Source organism: Thermophilibacter immobilis (assembly GCF_015277515.1).
Taxonomy (GTDB): Bacteria; Actinomycetota; Coriobacteriia; order Coriobacteriales; family Atopobiaceae; genus Thermophilibacter; species Thermophilibacter immobilis.
Genome location: NZ_CP063767.1, coordinates 286,880 through 302,320 on the forward strand (window position 1 = coordinate 286,880; position 15,441 = coordinate 302,320).

Genomic DNA, 15,441 nt, shown 5'->3' on the forward strand with positions numbered 1-15,441 from the left:
ACGAGGGCTGGGCTGTGACCGGTTCGAGTCCTAGATGCACTATCAGCGGAAGAGAGAGAGGGGGGCATCACCTGCGTCCGTCGGTGCGGTTGGGCGAGGAGAGAGCCATGACCCGTACCAAAATAGGCGTCACAGTGCACAAAAGACCCGAACGGCCATCCGCAACGTTACATTTTGGTTCCGCATGCACTATGAGTCGAGAAGAACGGCCCGCAGGCACTTTAGTGTGATAAAGTAACGCAGTCGGACGTCACCGCAATGAAGGGACCTACCATGAACAGCAGCCTCGGTCGTCGACAGTTCCTGAACATCGCCGGCGGCGCACTCTCCGCCTCCGCATTCCTCGCACTCGCGGGCTGTGGCTCGAGTGGAGCCGGCAGCTCGACCTCGTCTGCCGCCCCAGCATCGTCGGCGACCTTCGCCGGACCCTTCGTCCTCGGCTTCGACCAGGAGTTTCCGCCGTACGGCTACATCGGCGATGACGGCAACCCGACCGGCTTCGACATCGACCTTGCCACCGCCGTCTGCGAGATGGAGGGCTGGGAGTTCAAGCCGACCCCCATCAACTGGGATTCCAAGGACGCGATGCTCAACTCCGGCCAGATCACCTGCATCTGGAACGGCCTCACCATCGAGGGCCGCGAGAAGGACTACGCCTTCACCGACGCCTACATGGAGAACCGCCAGGTCGTCGTCGTGCGCTCCGACTCCGGTATCACGAGCCTCGCCGACCTCGCCGGCAAGAACGTCGTGACCCAGACCGACTCGGCGGCGTACTACCTGCTCGTCGACGGCGGGGCGCAGGCCGACCTCGGTGCGAGCTTCGCCAAGCTCGACACGATCGGCGACTACAACACCGGCTTCATGATGCTTGGCCAAGGCAGCTATGATGCCATCGCCGTCGACTACCCGGTTGCGGTCTTCAACATCGGTGACAAGACCGACGAGTATGCGATGCTCGACGAGTCACTCAACTCCGAGCACTTCGGTATCGGCTTCGCGCTCGGCAGCGAGGCGCTTGCCGCCAAGGTCGAGGCCGATCTCCAGAAGCTCGACGCCGAGGGCAAGGTCGAGGAGATCTGCAACAAGTACGCCGGCCAGGGCGTCTCCTACACCGCCTGGTGCCTGCCCAAGGCGTAGTCCCCAGCCAACGAACTTCTCGCCGGCGTCCGTGTGAGCGTCGGATTCTGCCGCAAGCTTCCTGGAAGGTGCCCGTGGACGTCTCCACCATGCTCTCAATGCTCGTCTCGGGGTACGGGACCTCGATCGTCATCTTTGCGCTCACCCTGCTGGGGGCGGTCCCCCTGGGCATCCTGGTCGCGCTCGGACGACTCTCGCGCTTCCGACCCCTCGCCATCCTCATGGGCCTGTACATCTCGGTCATGCGCGGCACCCCGCTCATGCTGCAGATGTTCGCCGTGTTCTTCCTGCCATATTACGGCTTCGGCCTGCAGACCGGCCCGGACTTCATGTTCACGGCGTGCATCGTCGCCTTCGTGGTCAACTATGCCGCCTACTTCGCAGAGATCTACCGGTCTGGCATCCAGTCCATCCCGCGCGGTCAGTACGAGGCGGCCGAGGTGCTCGGCTACTCGCGTGGGCAGACCTTCGTGCGCATCGTGCTGCCGCAGATGGTGAAGAGAATCCTGCCTGCCATGGGCAACGAGGTCGTGACGCTGGTCAAGGACACCTCCCTCGCGTTCTCGATCGGGGTCTCCGAGATGTTCACCGTCGGTCGTGCGCTCGTGGCGAGCCAGCGCAGCATGCTGCCCTTCGCCATTGCCGCGGGCATCTACTGGCTTACCTGCCTGGCCATCGAGTTTATGCTGCGCCGCGCCGAGAAGAGGCTGGACTACTACCATGACTAGTGCGAGTGCCGATAGGCCCGGGGCGGCCGTCCGCGTGTCCGGTGCCAGGAAGTCGTTCGGTGGACGAGAGGTGCTGGGCGGGGTCGACTTCTCGATCGGTCGCGGCGAGGTCGTCTCGCTCATCGGCCCGTCGGGGGCCGGAAAGTCCACGATGCTGCGCTGCCTCACCCTTCTCGATACCCTCGACCAGGGCAGCATCAGCTACGGCGACCTCGTGGTCTGCTCCGGCGATGACGGGGCGCGCTACGACAGGGCCGCGATGCGGGCTGCACGCATGCGTTTTGGCCTCGTCTTCCAGGACTACAACCTCTTCCCGCACCGCACGGTGCTGCAGAACGTCATGGACGCGCCGGTCGTGGTCCAGGGGAGGGATCGCATGGAGGTCGAATCCCAGGCACGCGAGCTTATCGCAACGCTCGACCTCGCGGAACATGCCGACAAGGTCCCCTGCCAGCTCTCGGGCGGGCAGCAGCAGCGCGTTGCCATCGCGCGGGCGCTGTGCATGAACCCGGATGTCATGTACTTCGACGAGGCAACGTCCGCGCTTGACCCCAGGCTGACCAAGGACATGCACGACCTCATTCGCCAGCTGGCAGACAAGGGCATGGCGGTCGGGATCGTCACGCATGAGATGGGCTTCGCGCAGACGGTGTCGGACCGCGTCTGCCTGCTGTTCGACGGCCAGATCGTCGAGGATGGCAGTCCGGAGCAGCTGCTCGAGCACCCGCGCGACGAGCGCTCGCGCATCTTCCTCAGCCTCTCGGCCGACTAGGGGGGCTGCGGCATCCCGTTGGGGCTGCTGCGTGACAGCTTGGACAACCGCGAGCGTAACCTCTTGCGCCAACTGGGCATTCGCATACGTTTCGAATCCTAACGTCCAACCTGGCATCCGAGCCCCCCTGTTGCTCCCAGAGTTGCCAGCTTGGACGGATAGGAGCATAACCTATCGCGTGACCTGCGCCTTTGCGAAGGTTTCACTTCCGAGTGTCCAACCTGGCAGATGCGATGCCGCGCATTCACCTGGTAGGCAAACCCAGCGCGAGCCAGAGTGGCAATGGTCCTCGATCGTTTCGATTGGGGGTCTAGATATCACGGCATCGCGAGGAGCTGTCGGACAAGCCACGCCGACCGGCAGGTTATCTGACACTGAAGGCGCCGACCGTGGCAGAAACGTCTCCTCGCCGTGGCAGTGACAGGCGAATAGTGGTGGCACCTTCGATGCGAACGGTTTGGGGCTACCATGACGCGACCAAGCAGGAAGTTGGACAGGCTGTATTACGCGGCAGAGGCACTCGAGACCTGCGTTGCGCCTCGCTCCGCCGCCAGCCGGCAGCTGCTCCGCCGCCATCTCGAAGCCGACGGCCTCATCTCGCCAGCCACGAACCTGTACCTGCGACGGGTGACTTGGGAGAGGCTCAACCCCAACCAACGTGCGCTCCATCTGATGCGCGGCCTTTCTCGCCAACACGGGACCTGGGTCTTCTGCGGCGTGTCTGCGGCCCTTGTCCATGGGCTGGACGTGTCCTTCGACCTGTCGGGCCAAGTTCATGTGGCAGTGGCGAGAAGTGCCTTGGATCGAAACCGCAGTCTCGTCGTCTTTGACTACGTGGGGTCGACGGGCACTTGCGAGTATGAGGTCGTGGACGGAATCCGGGTGTCCCCGCTGGAGCGTTGCGTCTACGAGTGCCTGTCGTCGCTGGGATTCAGGCGGGGGCTGCCCATCGCGGATTCCTACCTGCGGATGACCGGTGGCTGCGCAGACGGGCTCGTCGATGCCATCGCGGTGCGCCACCGTGGGTGCAAGGGCGTTCGTCAGGCTCGCATCACGGCAGCCTTTGCCGACGGGCGCTCCGAGAACGGGGGAGAGTCGTTCGCGCGTGCCGCGATGATCGAACTCGGGTTCGCGGTGCCCGACCTACAGGTGAGCTTCGCCGATCCGATGGAGCGCGGGCGGTCGATTCGCCCCGACTTCCTTTGGCAGACGCCTGACGGCCGAACGGTTGCAGGCGAGCTCGACGGATTCGACAAGTATGCCGACGAGTCGATGAACGGTGGGCGTGGTGCGACCGACGTCCTCATCGACCAGGCGATTCGTGATTCTCGGCTTGCGCTTCTCGGCATAACGCCGATGCACTTCCGCTTTGTCGACGTGTGCGACGACCGGGGCTTCTCCCGCCTGTTGGAAAGCTATGGCATCCCGAGGCATCCTCGTGGGTGGGTGACGAAGGCAAGGGAGCGTCGACGGTAGGCGGGATATGCCGGATTGGACAGACGCGAGCATAACCATCTGTGCCAACTGGGCGTTTGCATTCGTTTCGAGTCAGGATGTCCAACCTGGCAGAACGGGGCGCACCCATCGCCGAACACGCGTGCACGCATGCATGCCATGCGCTAGGCTGGTGGCCGTGAGCCCGAGGCTCGGGCTCGGCACCGAACCAGACGAAAGGAACGCCACATGGGCGAGAACTCTCAGCTCTCAGACGTCGTCGAGCGCTTCATGCGTTACGTGCGGGTGGACTCCCAGTCCGATCCGAACAACGAGGATCAGACGCCGTCCACTCCCCAACAGCACGAGATGGCCAGCATGCTGGGCGAGGAGCTGCGAACCCTAGGCTGCACGGACGTCCGGGTCGACGAGCACGCCTACGTCACGGGCAGCTTCGCGGCATCGGCAGGTGCGGAGGACCGACCGGCGCTCATGCTGTGCTCACACATCGACAGCTCCTTTGACGCACCCGCGTCGGGCGTCCGCCCGCACATCGTCCACTACGAGGGAGGTGACCTCGTCCATGGCCTCGTCGACGGCGAGCCGGTGGTCACCACGCTCGAGCAGGTCCCCGACCTCGCGGACTTCGTCGGCCAGGACATCGTCTGCTCCGACGGCACGACGCTCCTCTCGGCAGACGACAAGGCGGGCGTCGCCGAGATCTGCGCCCTTCTGGCCCGCCTTGTCGCCAATCCCGCGCTGCCGCATCCCACGCTCAAGGTTGCCTTTGTCCCGGACGAGGAGATTGGTCACGGAGCGAGCCTTTTGGACCTGGGCGCCCTGGGCGCGCGCTGGGGCTACACCGTGGACGGCGAGGCCCTGGGGGAGTTCAACTACGAGTGCTTCTCGGCCAGCGAGGCCACCGTTCGCGTGCGTGGCGTGATGGTCCACCCCGGCAGCGCCAAGAACGTCATGGTCAACGCCATCACGGTGGCCTCGGAGTTCGAGCGGATGATTCCCGCCTCCGAGCGCCCCGAGCATGCCGAGGGTCGCGAGGGCTTCTATCATCCTACGGGCATCTCGGGCAGCGCCTCTGACGTTACGCTGACCTATATCCTGCGCGACTTTGACGCCGCGGACTTCGCACGCCGCGAGAAGACCATGCGCGACGTGGCTGCCTTCCTGAACGACCGCTACGGCGCGGATACCGTCACCGTGAGCATCAAGGAGCAGTATCGCAACATGGCCGAGAAGTTCGGCCCCAATGACCAGCAGCTCATCGACTACGCGCTCGAGGCCAACCGCGAGGTGGGCATAGAGCCCGTGGCGGTGCCGGCCCGCGGGGGCACCGACGGAGCCCAGCTCACGTTTCGCGGCCTGCCGTGTCCCAACATAGCCACGGGAGGCTATAACGCGCACTCGATCAGGGAGTTCGTCCCCGTGCGCAGCCTCGAGCTCACGGTCGACCTGCTCGAGCGCCTCGTGGCCAAGTTCGCCGGGGTGCCAGCATCGGCGCCGGCGTCGACGAAGAGTTAGGGGGCGTTCGTGGGGCTCATTCTTCTCGCTGTCTCCGCGGTGATGGTGCCGCTCGTTGCCCTCGTGCTGGAGCACGTGGGCAACGTCCGCATCTCCGAGCGCCACCACAGCCACCATGACACTTACGTCGTTCCGGTCGCCTTCACGAGAGCGCTCGTTCTTGCGATGGTGTTCGCGGGCGTCTTTGGGCTCGCCCTGGCTGGGCTCTGCGCTCTGCGCGTCTTTCTCGTTGACCCGGTTTGGGTCCTCGTCTTTTTCGACGCGTTCGTGGTGAGCGGCTTCGTCATGTGGTGGTGCCTTGGGCGCTACAAGGTCTCAACATTCGAGGAGTGCCTGGCCGTGACGCCGCTTCTTGGCCCGGACGTCTGGGTGCGCTATGAGGAAATCGAGCGTCTGGAATGGATTGGGTTTCGCAAGGGGTCGGGCTATCGCAACCTGGGTATCTGGGCGGGCGGCCGACGCGTTGCCACGCTGAGCGGCATCGTGGACGTGGAGCAGATCCTCATGCGCATCGACCGCTTCGACGTGCTGCCGCACCCCCTCTAGAAAGGCTTGCCGTGATCAGAGGTCAACATGCTATGGAGTGGGGGGCAAGCGCGGACGGGGGTATGGCTGACGCGCGCTTCGAAATCGTACGGGGGACAAGGGCGGGCGAGATGCCCGCGTTTCTGAAGGGAGAGGGCAGATGATCAGGCTCATCGCGTCGGACATGGACGGAACGCTGCTCGACGAGAACTCCGAGGTCCCCGCCGAGACCTTCGGGCTCATCCACGAGCTGCGTCAGAGGGGCGTCATCTTCGTGGCAAGCTCGGGGCGGCGCTATGACACCCTTCGATGGTTCTTCGAGCCGGTAGCTGACGAGATGGACTATGTGGCCTCGTTGGGCACACAGGTCCACGCGGACGGGCAGCTTCTGGACCGCGAGGTCTTCTCGACGCTTGCCGTGCGACGCCTCTTTGAGACCTGCCAGCTCTTTGACTGTTTGCATCTGGCTCTCTATGATGCCACGCACACCTATCTTCTCAACGACCAGAGTGCTTACCTGCGCGAGCTCGACAAGGACCTGCCTGATGCGCAAAGTGTCTACGACCCGCCCTCGCCGGACGTGAGCATCATCAAGGCTGCCGTCTGTTGCGACCGACCCGATCAGATCATGGACATGGCCTACGTGATGGAACGCGAGCTTTCCCAACTGTTCACGTTTCTTCCCAGTGGCTCGAGCTGGATTGACGTCACGCCGCGCCACGTGAGCAAGGCGACGGGACTGGAGCAGATCCTGAACTACTACGGCATCAAGCGAGAAGAAACCCTGGCCTTCGGGGATTCCATGAATGACTATTCCATGCTGCGTTACGTGGGCCATCCCTACGTGATGGAGAACGCGCGCTATGCCGTGAAGCAGATCGCACAGCAAGTCATCGGGAGCAACCGGGAGCACGCGGTGCAAAAGATCATGCGAAGACTGCTCGAGGAGCTCTCGTAGAGGTGCGGTAGGCGTAGCTCGGGGCTCGAGACCAGCCAAGAAGAAAGTTGTGGAGACTGTTCCACAGGCTTGATTTCAGACTGACTCCTTGGCATACTATTCAACTGCGCACACGCGCGCCCAATATTGCGGGGTGGAGCAGTCTGGTAGCTCGTCGGGCTCATAACCCGAAGGTCGTAGGTTCAAATCCTGCCCCCGCGACCAAAAACATGCAGGTCATCGGCTAAGTCCGGTGGCCTGTTTTCTCATCTCAAGAGAGATTTGCTGGTGAATACTGCATGTAGTTTTCCGCAGCAAAGCATGGAGCCTGCTCAAACAGTTTTTCTGACACGGAAAAGGCCAAAGGCTCGAATCTACTAACGTCCATTAAAAGTGCGAGTTCAACGGCTATGTGGCTCCGATCTTTTTTTGTAGGCCCCTGCCAAGATACTAAGCAGACCACCAGATCACTCCATTAGACCGATGAATCGTGGAGGGGCACGTGCTCTCCGCTGCTCCCCTTGCTGGAATGAAGGGCTCTGCCAGGGAGGTCGTTTCCTGCCTCATGTCGATTGAGGTCTATGCGTGCGGCCCAGTCGAAGGCGATGAGCGTCTCCTTCTCCTGAGGCATGTTCTCGGTATCCAGGTTCAGGTAGTCGGCACCGAGGGCTCGGTCCTGTCGGATGAGGTAGCGGCGCGCCCTGCCGCATCCCGTGTGGCCGGAGACGAGCTTGATGATGGGCATGGGCGCGCCATCGCTATCGCTCCACGATGATCTTGTCGGTCATCGCATGCATCTCCTTGCGAAGCGCTCTGACTCCACCATCGAGCTCGTGGATTCTCCCGCGCACGGTCTCGAGCGCATCCAGGGCATCGTTGGCATCGGCCTCACCGAGGCGCAGATAATGGGCTATGGAGTTGAGCGCGTGGACCGACTGGTTGTAATGGTATCCCCAGCGCCGCATCTCACGTGCGAGGCGGTCTTAGTGTCGAGGACGACGAAGGTGTCGGCACTCTCGTCGTTCCGTATCGAAGAGGCCGGCAGCCGCAGGAGCAGACGTATCAGAGCGGATACGGTGAGGTCCATGGAGGTCGCAAGGTCACGCGTGCCGTCATATTCGGCGTCCGACACGCGTATGAAGATCCTTCTCGACTGGCCCTCCATGTTGTTCCTTCGGGTTCGAAGCCTTGCCTTCAGGGGCGCGGGGCATCCCCCGCACAGTTTATCGCGTGACCAGCGGAAACGACGGTAAACCGGCCACCTTGAGCGCGTATTGCCCCTAGGAGCCCCATTTCTCCTGGGGGACCGGTGAAGCCGCGCGGCCGAGACCAAGCTATGGCGTGCGCACGTGTGTGTACGCCATAGGCAGCTTGCTTCTCTGGTTTCTCTGACCTGACGGATCTTGGCACACCATCGCGCATCGCTTCTCCCGCCCTTGCGAAGCAGGCAATTAAAGGTCGCGAGCTTGGCATGCGTTGGACAAATCAACAAAACTTGAGCTAGAGGAGTGTTATGTCTGAAAACCATGTTAAACTCTTTAACAAAGTTTGTGTAACGGGGTAGCTCATCACCAAACATCGGCCGTTCGAGTCACGGGAGGCAGGATGAACGAACAGGAATTGCGGAAGCGGGTTCTCAACGGGAACAAGACCGAACGGATAAACTTCGCCGTGACGCCGGAGATGAAGGACGAGGTGAGACAGCTCGCGGAGGACAACTGCACGAGCATCAGCTCTCTCATCTCCAGCATGCTGACGGACAGGATAGTCGCCAGCAAGAAGGGCCAGGGAATGCGGAAATGACGGTCGAGTCGTTCGACAACAGGGCTCGCATCGTCCGCGATGATCTGACTGCACGTCTTTTGACGGGCGACAGACTCTCCGTCGCCTCCGCCTACTTCTCCATCTACGCGTATCAGGAGCTCGAGACGCAGCTGGACGGCCTTAGCGAGTTCCGCTTCATCTACACCTCCCCGACCTTCCTTGGGGGCAAGGGTAACAAGGAGCAGCGCGAGTTCTACATCCCCCGGCTCAACCGCGAGCGGAGCCTCTACGGCACACAGTTCGAGATAAAGCTCCGAAACGAGCTCACGCAGCGCACGATCGCACGTGAATGCGCCGACTGGATACGCCGCAAGGCGCGGTTCAAGTCGTTCCACAGCGAGCAGTCCATGAACAGCTTCCTCGAAGTGGAGTCGGCAGACGACAGCTACGTGTATGCGCCCTTCGACGAGTTCACCACAAGCGGCCTCGGCACGAAGCCGTCCTCGTCACGTTTCCAGATGATCATGCGGCAGGACGCCCCCGCCTCCACCGATCTTCTGCGGATGTTCGACGAGGCATGGGACGACAGCGCGGTGGAGGACGTGACCGAGCAGGTCATCGAGTCCATAACGACGGTCTACCGCGAGAATCCGCCCGAGCTCGTCTACTACTCGGCGCTCTTCAATATCTTCAGCGAGTTCCTCGACGACATCTCAGAGGACGTGCTCCCCAACGAGGGCACCGGCTTCAAGGAGTCGGCCATCTGGGGCAAGCTCTACGACTTCCAGAGGGATGCCGCGATATCGATCATCAACAAGCTCGAGACCTACAACGGTTGCATCCTCGCCGACAGCGTGGGCCTCGGCAAGACGTTCACGGCGCTTGCCGTCATCAAGTACTACGAGTCCCGGAACCGCAACGTGCTGGTGCTCTGTCCCAAGAAGCTTGCGGACAACTGGATGACCTTTCGCGGCAACCTCGTCAACAACCCCATAGCGCAGGACCGTCTGCGCTATGACGTGCTCTACCATACCGATCTCTCGCGCGAGCACGGCGACACCTGCTGCGGGCTTCCCATCGAGCGCATCAACTGGGGAAACTACGACCTCGTCGTCATCGACGAGTCGCACAACTTCCGCAACGGCGCAGATACCGCCAGCAAGAACGGCGACAGGGAGAACCGCTACCTGCGCCTTCTGAACCGCATCGTCCGTCAGGGCGTGAAGACCAAGGTGCTCATGCTCTCCGCCACTCCGGTGAACAACCGCTTCAACGATCTCAAGAACCAGCTTGCACTCGCCTATGAGGGGGACAAGGCGAACTGGGCGGGCAAGCTCGACCTCTCCTCGGACGTCGACACCGTGTTCCGCAACGCCCAGAAGGCCTACAACGCCTGGACGAAGCTGCCGCCCGACGAGAGGACCACCGACGCGCTCACCGACATGCTGAGCTTCGACTTCTTCACGATCCTCGACGAGGTGACCGTCGCCCGCTCCCGCAAGCACATACAGCGCCACTACGACATGGAGGCGCTCGGTGCGTTCCCGCAGCGCAACAAGCCCATATCCAAACGAGCGAAGCTCACGGACCTCGAGGGCGCCATCAACTACCACGAGATATATGCGGAGCTGGACTCCCTTTCGCTTGTGGTCTATATGCCATCCGCCTACATCCTTCCGAGCAGGATGGGGAACTACGAGGGGTCGAACGGCAGGAACCTCTCCATCAAGGGTCGCGAATGGGGCATCCGCAAGCTCATGCAGACGAACCTCCTCAAGCGTCTCGAGAGCTCGGTCCGCTCCTTCTCGCTGACGCTCTCCAAGGTGCTCTCCACCGTCGAGGCGGCGGAGCGGGCCGTGGACGCCTACATCGCCACCAAGAGCGGTGAGGTGAGCGACGGGTTCGATGACGAGTACGACGACCTCGACTTCGATGACGAGGGGCTGCCGCTGTTCGAGGTGGGCGGGAAGACGAAGGTCGAGATAGCCGACATGGACTACCTCTCCTGGCAACGGGACCTGGCAAAGGACAGGGAGACGCTCGAGCTGCTGGTGTCCATGATCGCCGACATCACGCCGGAGAACGATGCCAAGCTCAAGGACCTCTGCGAGACGATCGCTGGCAAGGTCGCGAACCCCATCAACGAGGGCAACAGGAAGGTGCTCGTGTTCACGGCCTTCGCGGACACTGCCGACTATCTCTACGAGCATGTCTCGAGGTTCGCCAAGGAAAGGCTCGGGCTTGAGACTGCCATCGTCACCGGCAAGAGCACGCCGAGGAGCACCGTCAAGAAGATCCCGGGTGACATGAACATGCTGCTCACCTGCTTCTCTCCTCTCTCGAAGGAGCGCGATGTCGTCTACCCGGAGATGCATCACGACATCGACATCCTCATCGGCACCGACTGCATAAGCGAGGGCCAGAACCTGCAGGACTGCGACTACCTCATCAACTACGACATCCACTGGAACCCCGTGCGCATCATCCAGCGTTTCGGGCGCATCGACCGTATCGGGTCGAAGAACGCCCGCATCCAGCTTGTCAACTACTGGCCCGATGTCGAACTCGACGAGTACATAAGGCTGAAGGAACGCGTCGAGGCGCGCATGCGCGCGGCGGTGCTCACCTCCACGGGTGATGACGACTACATCAACGAGGAGGAGACGGGTGACCTGGAGTACCGCGAGCGCCAGCTGCGCCAGATGCAGGATGAGGTCATCGACCTGGAGGACGTGTCCGGCGGCGTTTCCATCACCGATCTCGGCCTGAACGAGTTCCGCATGGACCTGCTCTCCTATCACGACGAGAACCCCGATATCGAGAACATGCCGCATGGCATACATGCCGTCGTCAGGGGCGACGAGTCGGGGATACTGTTCGTGCTGCGCAACGTGACCGATGACCAGCAGATAAAGGGCAGAAACCAGCTGCACCCTTTCTATCTCGTGTATGTGAGAGATGACGGCGAGGTGCTCTGCACCCACCTGCAGCCGAAGGCGAACCTCGACTGGATGCGCGTCCTCTGCCGCGGCAAGGACGAACCGGATGCGGCCCTCTGCAAGAGCTACAACAGGTTTACGAGGGACGGACGCGACATGTCCTCCGCGTCCAAGCTCCTCGAAGACGCCATCGCCTCGATCATTGAGGTCAAGGATGAGAACGACGTGGCGAGCTTCTTCGGAGAGGGTACGACGAGCTTTCTGGAGAACGAAGTCGCGGGACTCGACGATTTCGAGCTCATCTGCTTTCTGGTGGTGAGATGATGCTGGGTCTTCCATCGACGACCGAGGTCGACCGTCGCCTTCCCAAGGAGGCGTTCTACGGCAACCTGAAGCTGAACAGGAAGACCAAGGGGCAGTTTGTGTCCCAGGTGGAGCGTATCGTTATCGCCAACAGCATAAAGACGACCACGGCGAACGTCCTTGACGGTGAGAACGTCCACGAGATCCTTATCATGGAGATCGCGTCCAAGGGCGAGCCGGTCTCAGATGCGGTTCTCCTCGCTATCGAACAGGCCAACCAGCACAGCATGGTGTTCGTCTGCAAGGAGGGTGAGGCACAGCGGCTCGTCATCCACCGTCAGGGGACGCACTCCGCACCAAGCTTGGAGAAGCTCGTGATGAGGGGCCCCACGCTCGATGACGTCTGGGATTCGTTCTGTGCGCAGATCGTGTTCGGAACCATGGATGGGTCAGACGTAGATACAAGAATCAATCAAACAAAGCGAAGAACTGATCTCGAGGCTGAAATAGAGAAGCTTGATGCCGCCTGCAGGACGACAGAGCAAATCAACCGCAAGAATGAGCTCTTTGCTCAGCTCAAGGCAAAGAAACTCGAACTTCGGTCAATTGATGACTCCGGGAGAGGCAACTAGATGGCAGTGGACTTTCACGAAAACAGAACCGATGCGGAGAGCGATGGGGATGACCTTATGTCCCTGTTTCACAAAGTCCTTGGTTCTTGCAACATAAACTTCCTCTTTGGCGCTGGCGTCAATGGCGGTCCAAGGGGAGCGATTCCATCATTTGATAACTTTACAGACACTATTACCGAGCTGAAACAACTTGGTCTTCCTTATGCTGATGGAATAGAAAAAGCCCTGCAGAGTTGTGATGACGATAATAAGCGCAGACAAGTTCTAGACAAGTTTGTCGAAGAATTCAACAGTAAGCAAGATTACTCGCTTACTCATCCCTCACTTGTTAATCTCCAGAATCTCTTGAAGGCAACTCACAAGGCTGTGAGCTTGGCGGAAAACAGGCATCCCGAGAGCAAACGCGTAAATGTCTTTACTTTGAACTACGATCGCATCATCGAGGAGCTCCTCGATGCATCTGGCTTTTTTAACTATGCGCTGAAGAAAGAAACGAAGTCCTTTCTTCCATTTGACGTTGTCGGCTATGACACCGGAAAGCGCGCCTTCGTGCCAACTTTTGCGGTGTACAAGCTTCATGGCTCCGTTAATGCAAATCGAGTGCTTGATGCAGACGACATCGTGTTCCCGGGTCAGGATAAGCTCGGAAGTGTCATCTCAAACTTCTACGAAACCCTTTTTGCCATGAAGGGCGAGCTGTTGCGCAAGAATGCTGCACTCTTTGTTATTGGATATTCGTGGTCGGATGAGCATATAAACGATGCTATAGATAGTGCCATCGATAACGGATTAACGGTCATGTGGCCGCAATACGAGGCGGGAGATAGCAAGCTTCTGCCAGACAAGTTGAAGGACAGGGTAATTGCAATCCCTCCAGCGAATTCCGCTAACCCTTGCGACACGACGGCGACCCTTGCAAATCTCTTTGAGCAGGCGATGGCCTAATGAAAGTAGGACGAGTAACGAAGGTTGATGGCATACGGGTCTCAGCCACCTTCTATGAGCGGCTGCAGCCGTTTCTTGTGAAGAATGGTAAACCCGTAGTGTCACCGCGTATCAACTCCTTTGTAAAGACCGGCGTTGGCCTCGATAGCGTTATCTGTCAGATCGTGGGCGAACATGAGGCCGAGTTCGACAAAACCAATACTGTTGCAAAGGCTGATCAGGCGGCACCAGTCGGAGCTTTTGTAGTTGATCTCGAGGTGCGCGGACACATTGCGAATGGCATCTTCAAGGGTGGCCTTCGCTGCCTTCCCATCGTTGGCGCTAGCATTGAGACACTAGGCGGTGATGAGTTGGCAATGCTTTACTCGTCTCATGGTGCGAAACCCATGAGAATCGGCCGCAGCCTTTTCGATGAGACTAATTCCGTGTACATCGACGCTGGAAAGTTGATGGCTAGCCACATAGGCGTGTTTGGCAACACTGGCAGTGGTAAGTCGAACACGCTTGCCAGCATTATCAATAAGTACACTCAGCTGTTCGCTCAGGGTAACCCCAAAGCGAGAATCATCGTTTTCGATCTAAACAACGAGTATGGCGGAGATGCCATAGTTCCTTATGACCAGAAGGTTGTTTACCATCTGAATACGCGGGTTCCAGCAGGGACATCTGACGCTGGCATCCCCCTCGACGTCGATGCTCTCAGTGAGGACAGCTGGGGGACAATTCTGCGCGCAACCCAGAAGACCCAGATGCCCATTGTAAGGCGCGCTTTCTATAGGTGGAAAAACAGCACGCAAAATGATTTTATTGCCGAGCTTCGCCAATCTCTTGTAGATAAACGGAACACTCTGTTCTTTGCGCTGCGGAATTACTGTGAGAGTCTGGTCGTTGGGATTGAAGATTTTTCCTATAACAGCGTAACCCAAAGTTTCTACTACGCTAAGACTGCAGGCGGGCATATTGCTGGAAGATATATTAACGCCGATAGCGATATTGACACTATCAGCATTGCTCCATCTGTTACTCACTTGGAGGAGTTCTATCTTTTCCTCACTATCGAAGTTGCTCGCGCTGCAGAGAGTGGGATTAACTTCGAGTTTGTGCAGCCGCTTCTGCCACGAGCAAAGGCAGTTATTCGAGACCTTGGGAAGCTATTTGCGCACAGCGCTGGGATTCCGCTTTCAGCTATGTTCCGCAACAAGAACATAGCGGTAATCCAGCTTGGCGACGTTAACTCAAGTAGTCGTGAGATGCTTCCTTCCTTGCTTGCAGATTTAGTCATGCAGGATGCTGCAGTGGCTAAGGGGAACGGTGCACCACAGCAGGTAACCACGCTGGTAATTGATGAGGCGCACAACCTTCTTGGCTATGATGCGGGGCAGTCCGACTTGGTTCATGACAGCACGCTTCGTATCTTTGAGCGCGTGATCAAGGAGGGGCGCAAATTCGGCGTGTTCCTCTGTCTTGCCAGTCAGCGGCCAAGCGACATCTCTCCGACCATCACCTCTCAAATCCACAACTACTTTATCCACAAGCTTGTCAATCCAAACGATATCGAACGTATACGCAGGACAGTAAGCTTCATGGGCGAGGGAAGCCTGGCGATGCTCAGCGCTCTAGGGCAGGGAGAGTGCATCGTAAGTGGTCCATCCCTATATATGCCGCAGTTTGTGTACATCGAGCAGCTCAATAAAGACAATCAGCCAAATAGCAGTGACTTGGACTTATTTGGAGAAGACGGAATTCTGAGCGAGAGCTCGACAACGCAAGAACGGGAGTTCTAACT

The 15,441-nt window shown here is 59.6% G+C and carries 14 protein-coding genes and 1 tRNA gene; 13 read left to right on the forward strand and 2 right to left on the reverse strand.

The annotated features are described in order from the left end of the window. Window positions 1–273: 273 nt before the first annotated feature. The 8 genes from INP52_RS01290 (at window position 274) to INP52_RS01325 (ending at window position 7,297) form a co-directional block, all read left to right on the forward strand. On the forward strand, window positions 274–1,140 hold the full coding sequence (locus tag INP52_RS01290) for a transporter substrate-binding domain-containing protein (RefSeq protein ID WP_228478360.1): 867 nt from the start codon (window positions 274–276) through the stop codon (window positions 1,138–1,140). Between the two features lie 74 nt (window positions 1,141–1,214). After that, entirely contained in the window at window positions 1,215–1,868 is a 654-nt protein-coding gene (locus INP52_RS01295) for an amino acid ABC transporter permease (protein ID WP_228478361.1), read from the forward strand. After that, window positions 1,861–2,640 carry an amino acid ABC transporter ATP-binding protein gene (locus tag INP52_RS01300; RefSeq protein WP_194371716.1) on the forward strand — a complete coding sequence of 260 codons (780 nt, stop codon included), beginning with the start codon at window positions 1,861–1,863 and terminating at the stop codon, window positions 2,638–2,640. Before INP52_RS01295 ends, INP52_RS01300 begins: the two co-directional genes overlap by 8 nt. A 489-nt stretch (window positions 2,641–3,129) precedes the next feature. Next, window positions 3,130–4,116 (forward strand): hypothetical protein, encoded by a 987-nt coding sequence (locus INP52_RS01305; RefSeq protein WP_194371718.1) that lies wholly within the window; start codon window positions 3,130–3,132, stop codon window positions 4,114–4,116. 207 nt (window positions 4,117–4,323) lie between these two features. Continuing rightward, window positions 4,324–5,610, forward strand: coding sequence for a peptidase T (gene pepT, locus INP52_RS01310; protein WP_194371720.1), 1,287 nt, complete (start codon window positions 4,324–4,326; stop codon window positions 5,608–5,610). A gap of 9 nt (window positions 5,611–5,619) precedes the next feature. Next, window positions 5,620–6,156, forward strand: coding sequence for a hypothetical protein (locus tag INP52_RS01315; RefSeq protein WP_194371722.1), 537 nt, complete (start codon window positions 5,620–5,622; stop codon window positions 6,154–6,156). Between the two features lie 139 nt (window positions 6,157–6,295). Next, window positions 6,296–7,093, forward strand: coding sequence for an HAD family hydrolase (locus INP52_RS01320; protein WP_194371724.1), 798 nt, complete (start codon window positions 6,296–6,298; stop codon window positions 7,091–7,093). A 127-nt stretch (window positions 7,094–7,220) separates the two neighbouring features. Next, window positions 7,221–7,297 (forward strand) — tRNA-Met (locus INP52_RS01325). A gap of 250 nt (window positions 7,298–7,547) precedes the next feature. Here the strand turns inward: INP52_RS01325 and INP52_RS01330 are convergent. Then, the gene (locus INP52_RS01330; protein WP_194371725.1) at window positions 7,548–7,817 is read right to left on the reverse strand and encodes a hypothetical protein; all 270 of its coding nucleotides are present in this window, start codon (window positions 7,815–7,817) and stop codon (window positions 7,548–7,550) included. Window positions 7,818–7,830: 13 nt separating this feature from the next. Then, window positions 7,831–8,037, reverse strand: coding sequence for a hypothetical protein (locus tag INP52_RS01335; protein WP_194371727.1), 207 nt, complete (start codon window positions 8,035–8,037; stop codon window positions 7,831–7,833). Between the two features lie 640 nt (window positions 8,038–8,677). Here INP52_RS01335 and INP52_RS01340 point away from each other — a divergent pair. From INP52_RS01340 to INP52_RS01360, 5 genes are read left to right on the forward strand one after another with little or no spacing between them, the layout of a single operon-like run. Continuing rightward, window positions 8,678–8,875 carry a hypothetical protein gene (locus tag INP52_RS01340; protein ID WP_194371729.1) on the forward strand — a complete coding sequence of 66 codons (198 nt, stop codon included), beginning with the start codon at window positions 8,678–8,680 and terminating at the stop codon, window positions 8,873–8,875. Continuing rightward, window positions 8,872–12,099 (forward strand): helicase-related protein, encoded by a 3,228-nt coding sequence (locus tag INP52_RS01345; protein WP_194371731.1) that lies wholly within the window; start codon window positions 8,872–8,874, stop codon window positions 12,097–12,099. Before INP52_RS01340 ends, INP52_RS01345 begins: the two co-directional genes overlap by 4 nt. After that, entirely contained in the window at window positions 12,096–12,710 is a 615-nt protein-coding gene (locus INP52_RS01350; RefSeq protein ID WP_194371733.1) for a DUF4391 domain-containing protein, read from the forward strand. Before INP52_RS01345 ends, INP52_RS01350 begins: the two co-directional genes overlap by 4 nt. After that, the gene (locus INP52_RS01355) at window positions 12,711–13,655 is read left to right on the forward strand and encodes an SIR2 family protein (RefSeq protein WP_194371735.1); all 945 of its coding nucleotides are present in this window, start codon (window positions 12,711–12,713) and stop codon (window positions 13,653–13,655) included. After that, on the forward strand, window positions 13,655–15,439 hold the full coding sequence (locus INP52_RS01360) for an ATP-binding protein (RefSeq protein WP_194371737.1): 1,785 nt from the start codon (window positions 13,655–13,657) through the stop codon (window positions 15,437–15,439). Before INP52_RS01355 ends, INP52_RS01360 begins: the two co-directional genes overlap by 1 nt. Window positions 15,440–15,441: the final 2 nt, after the last annotated feature.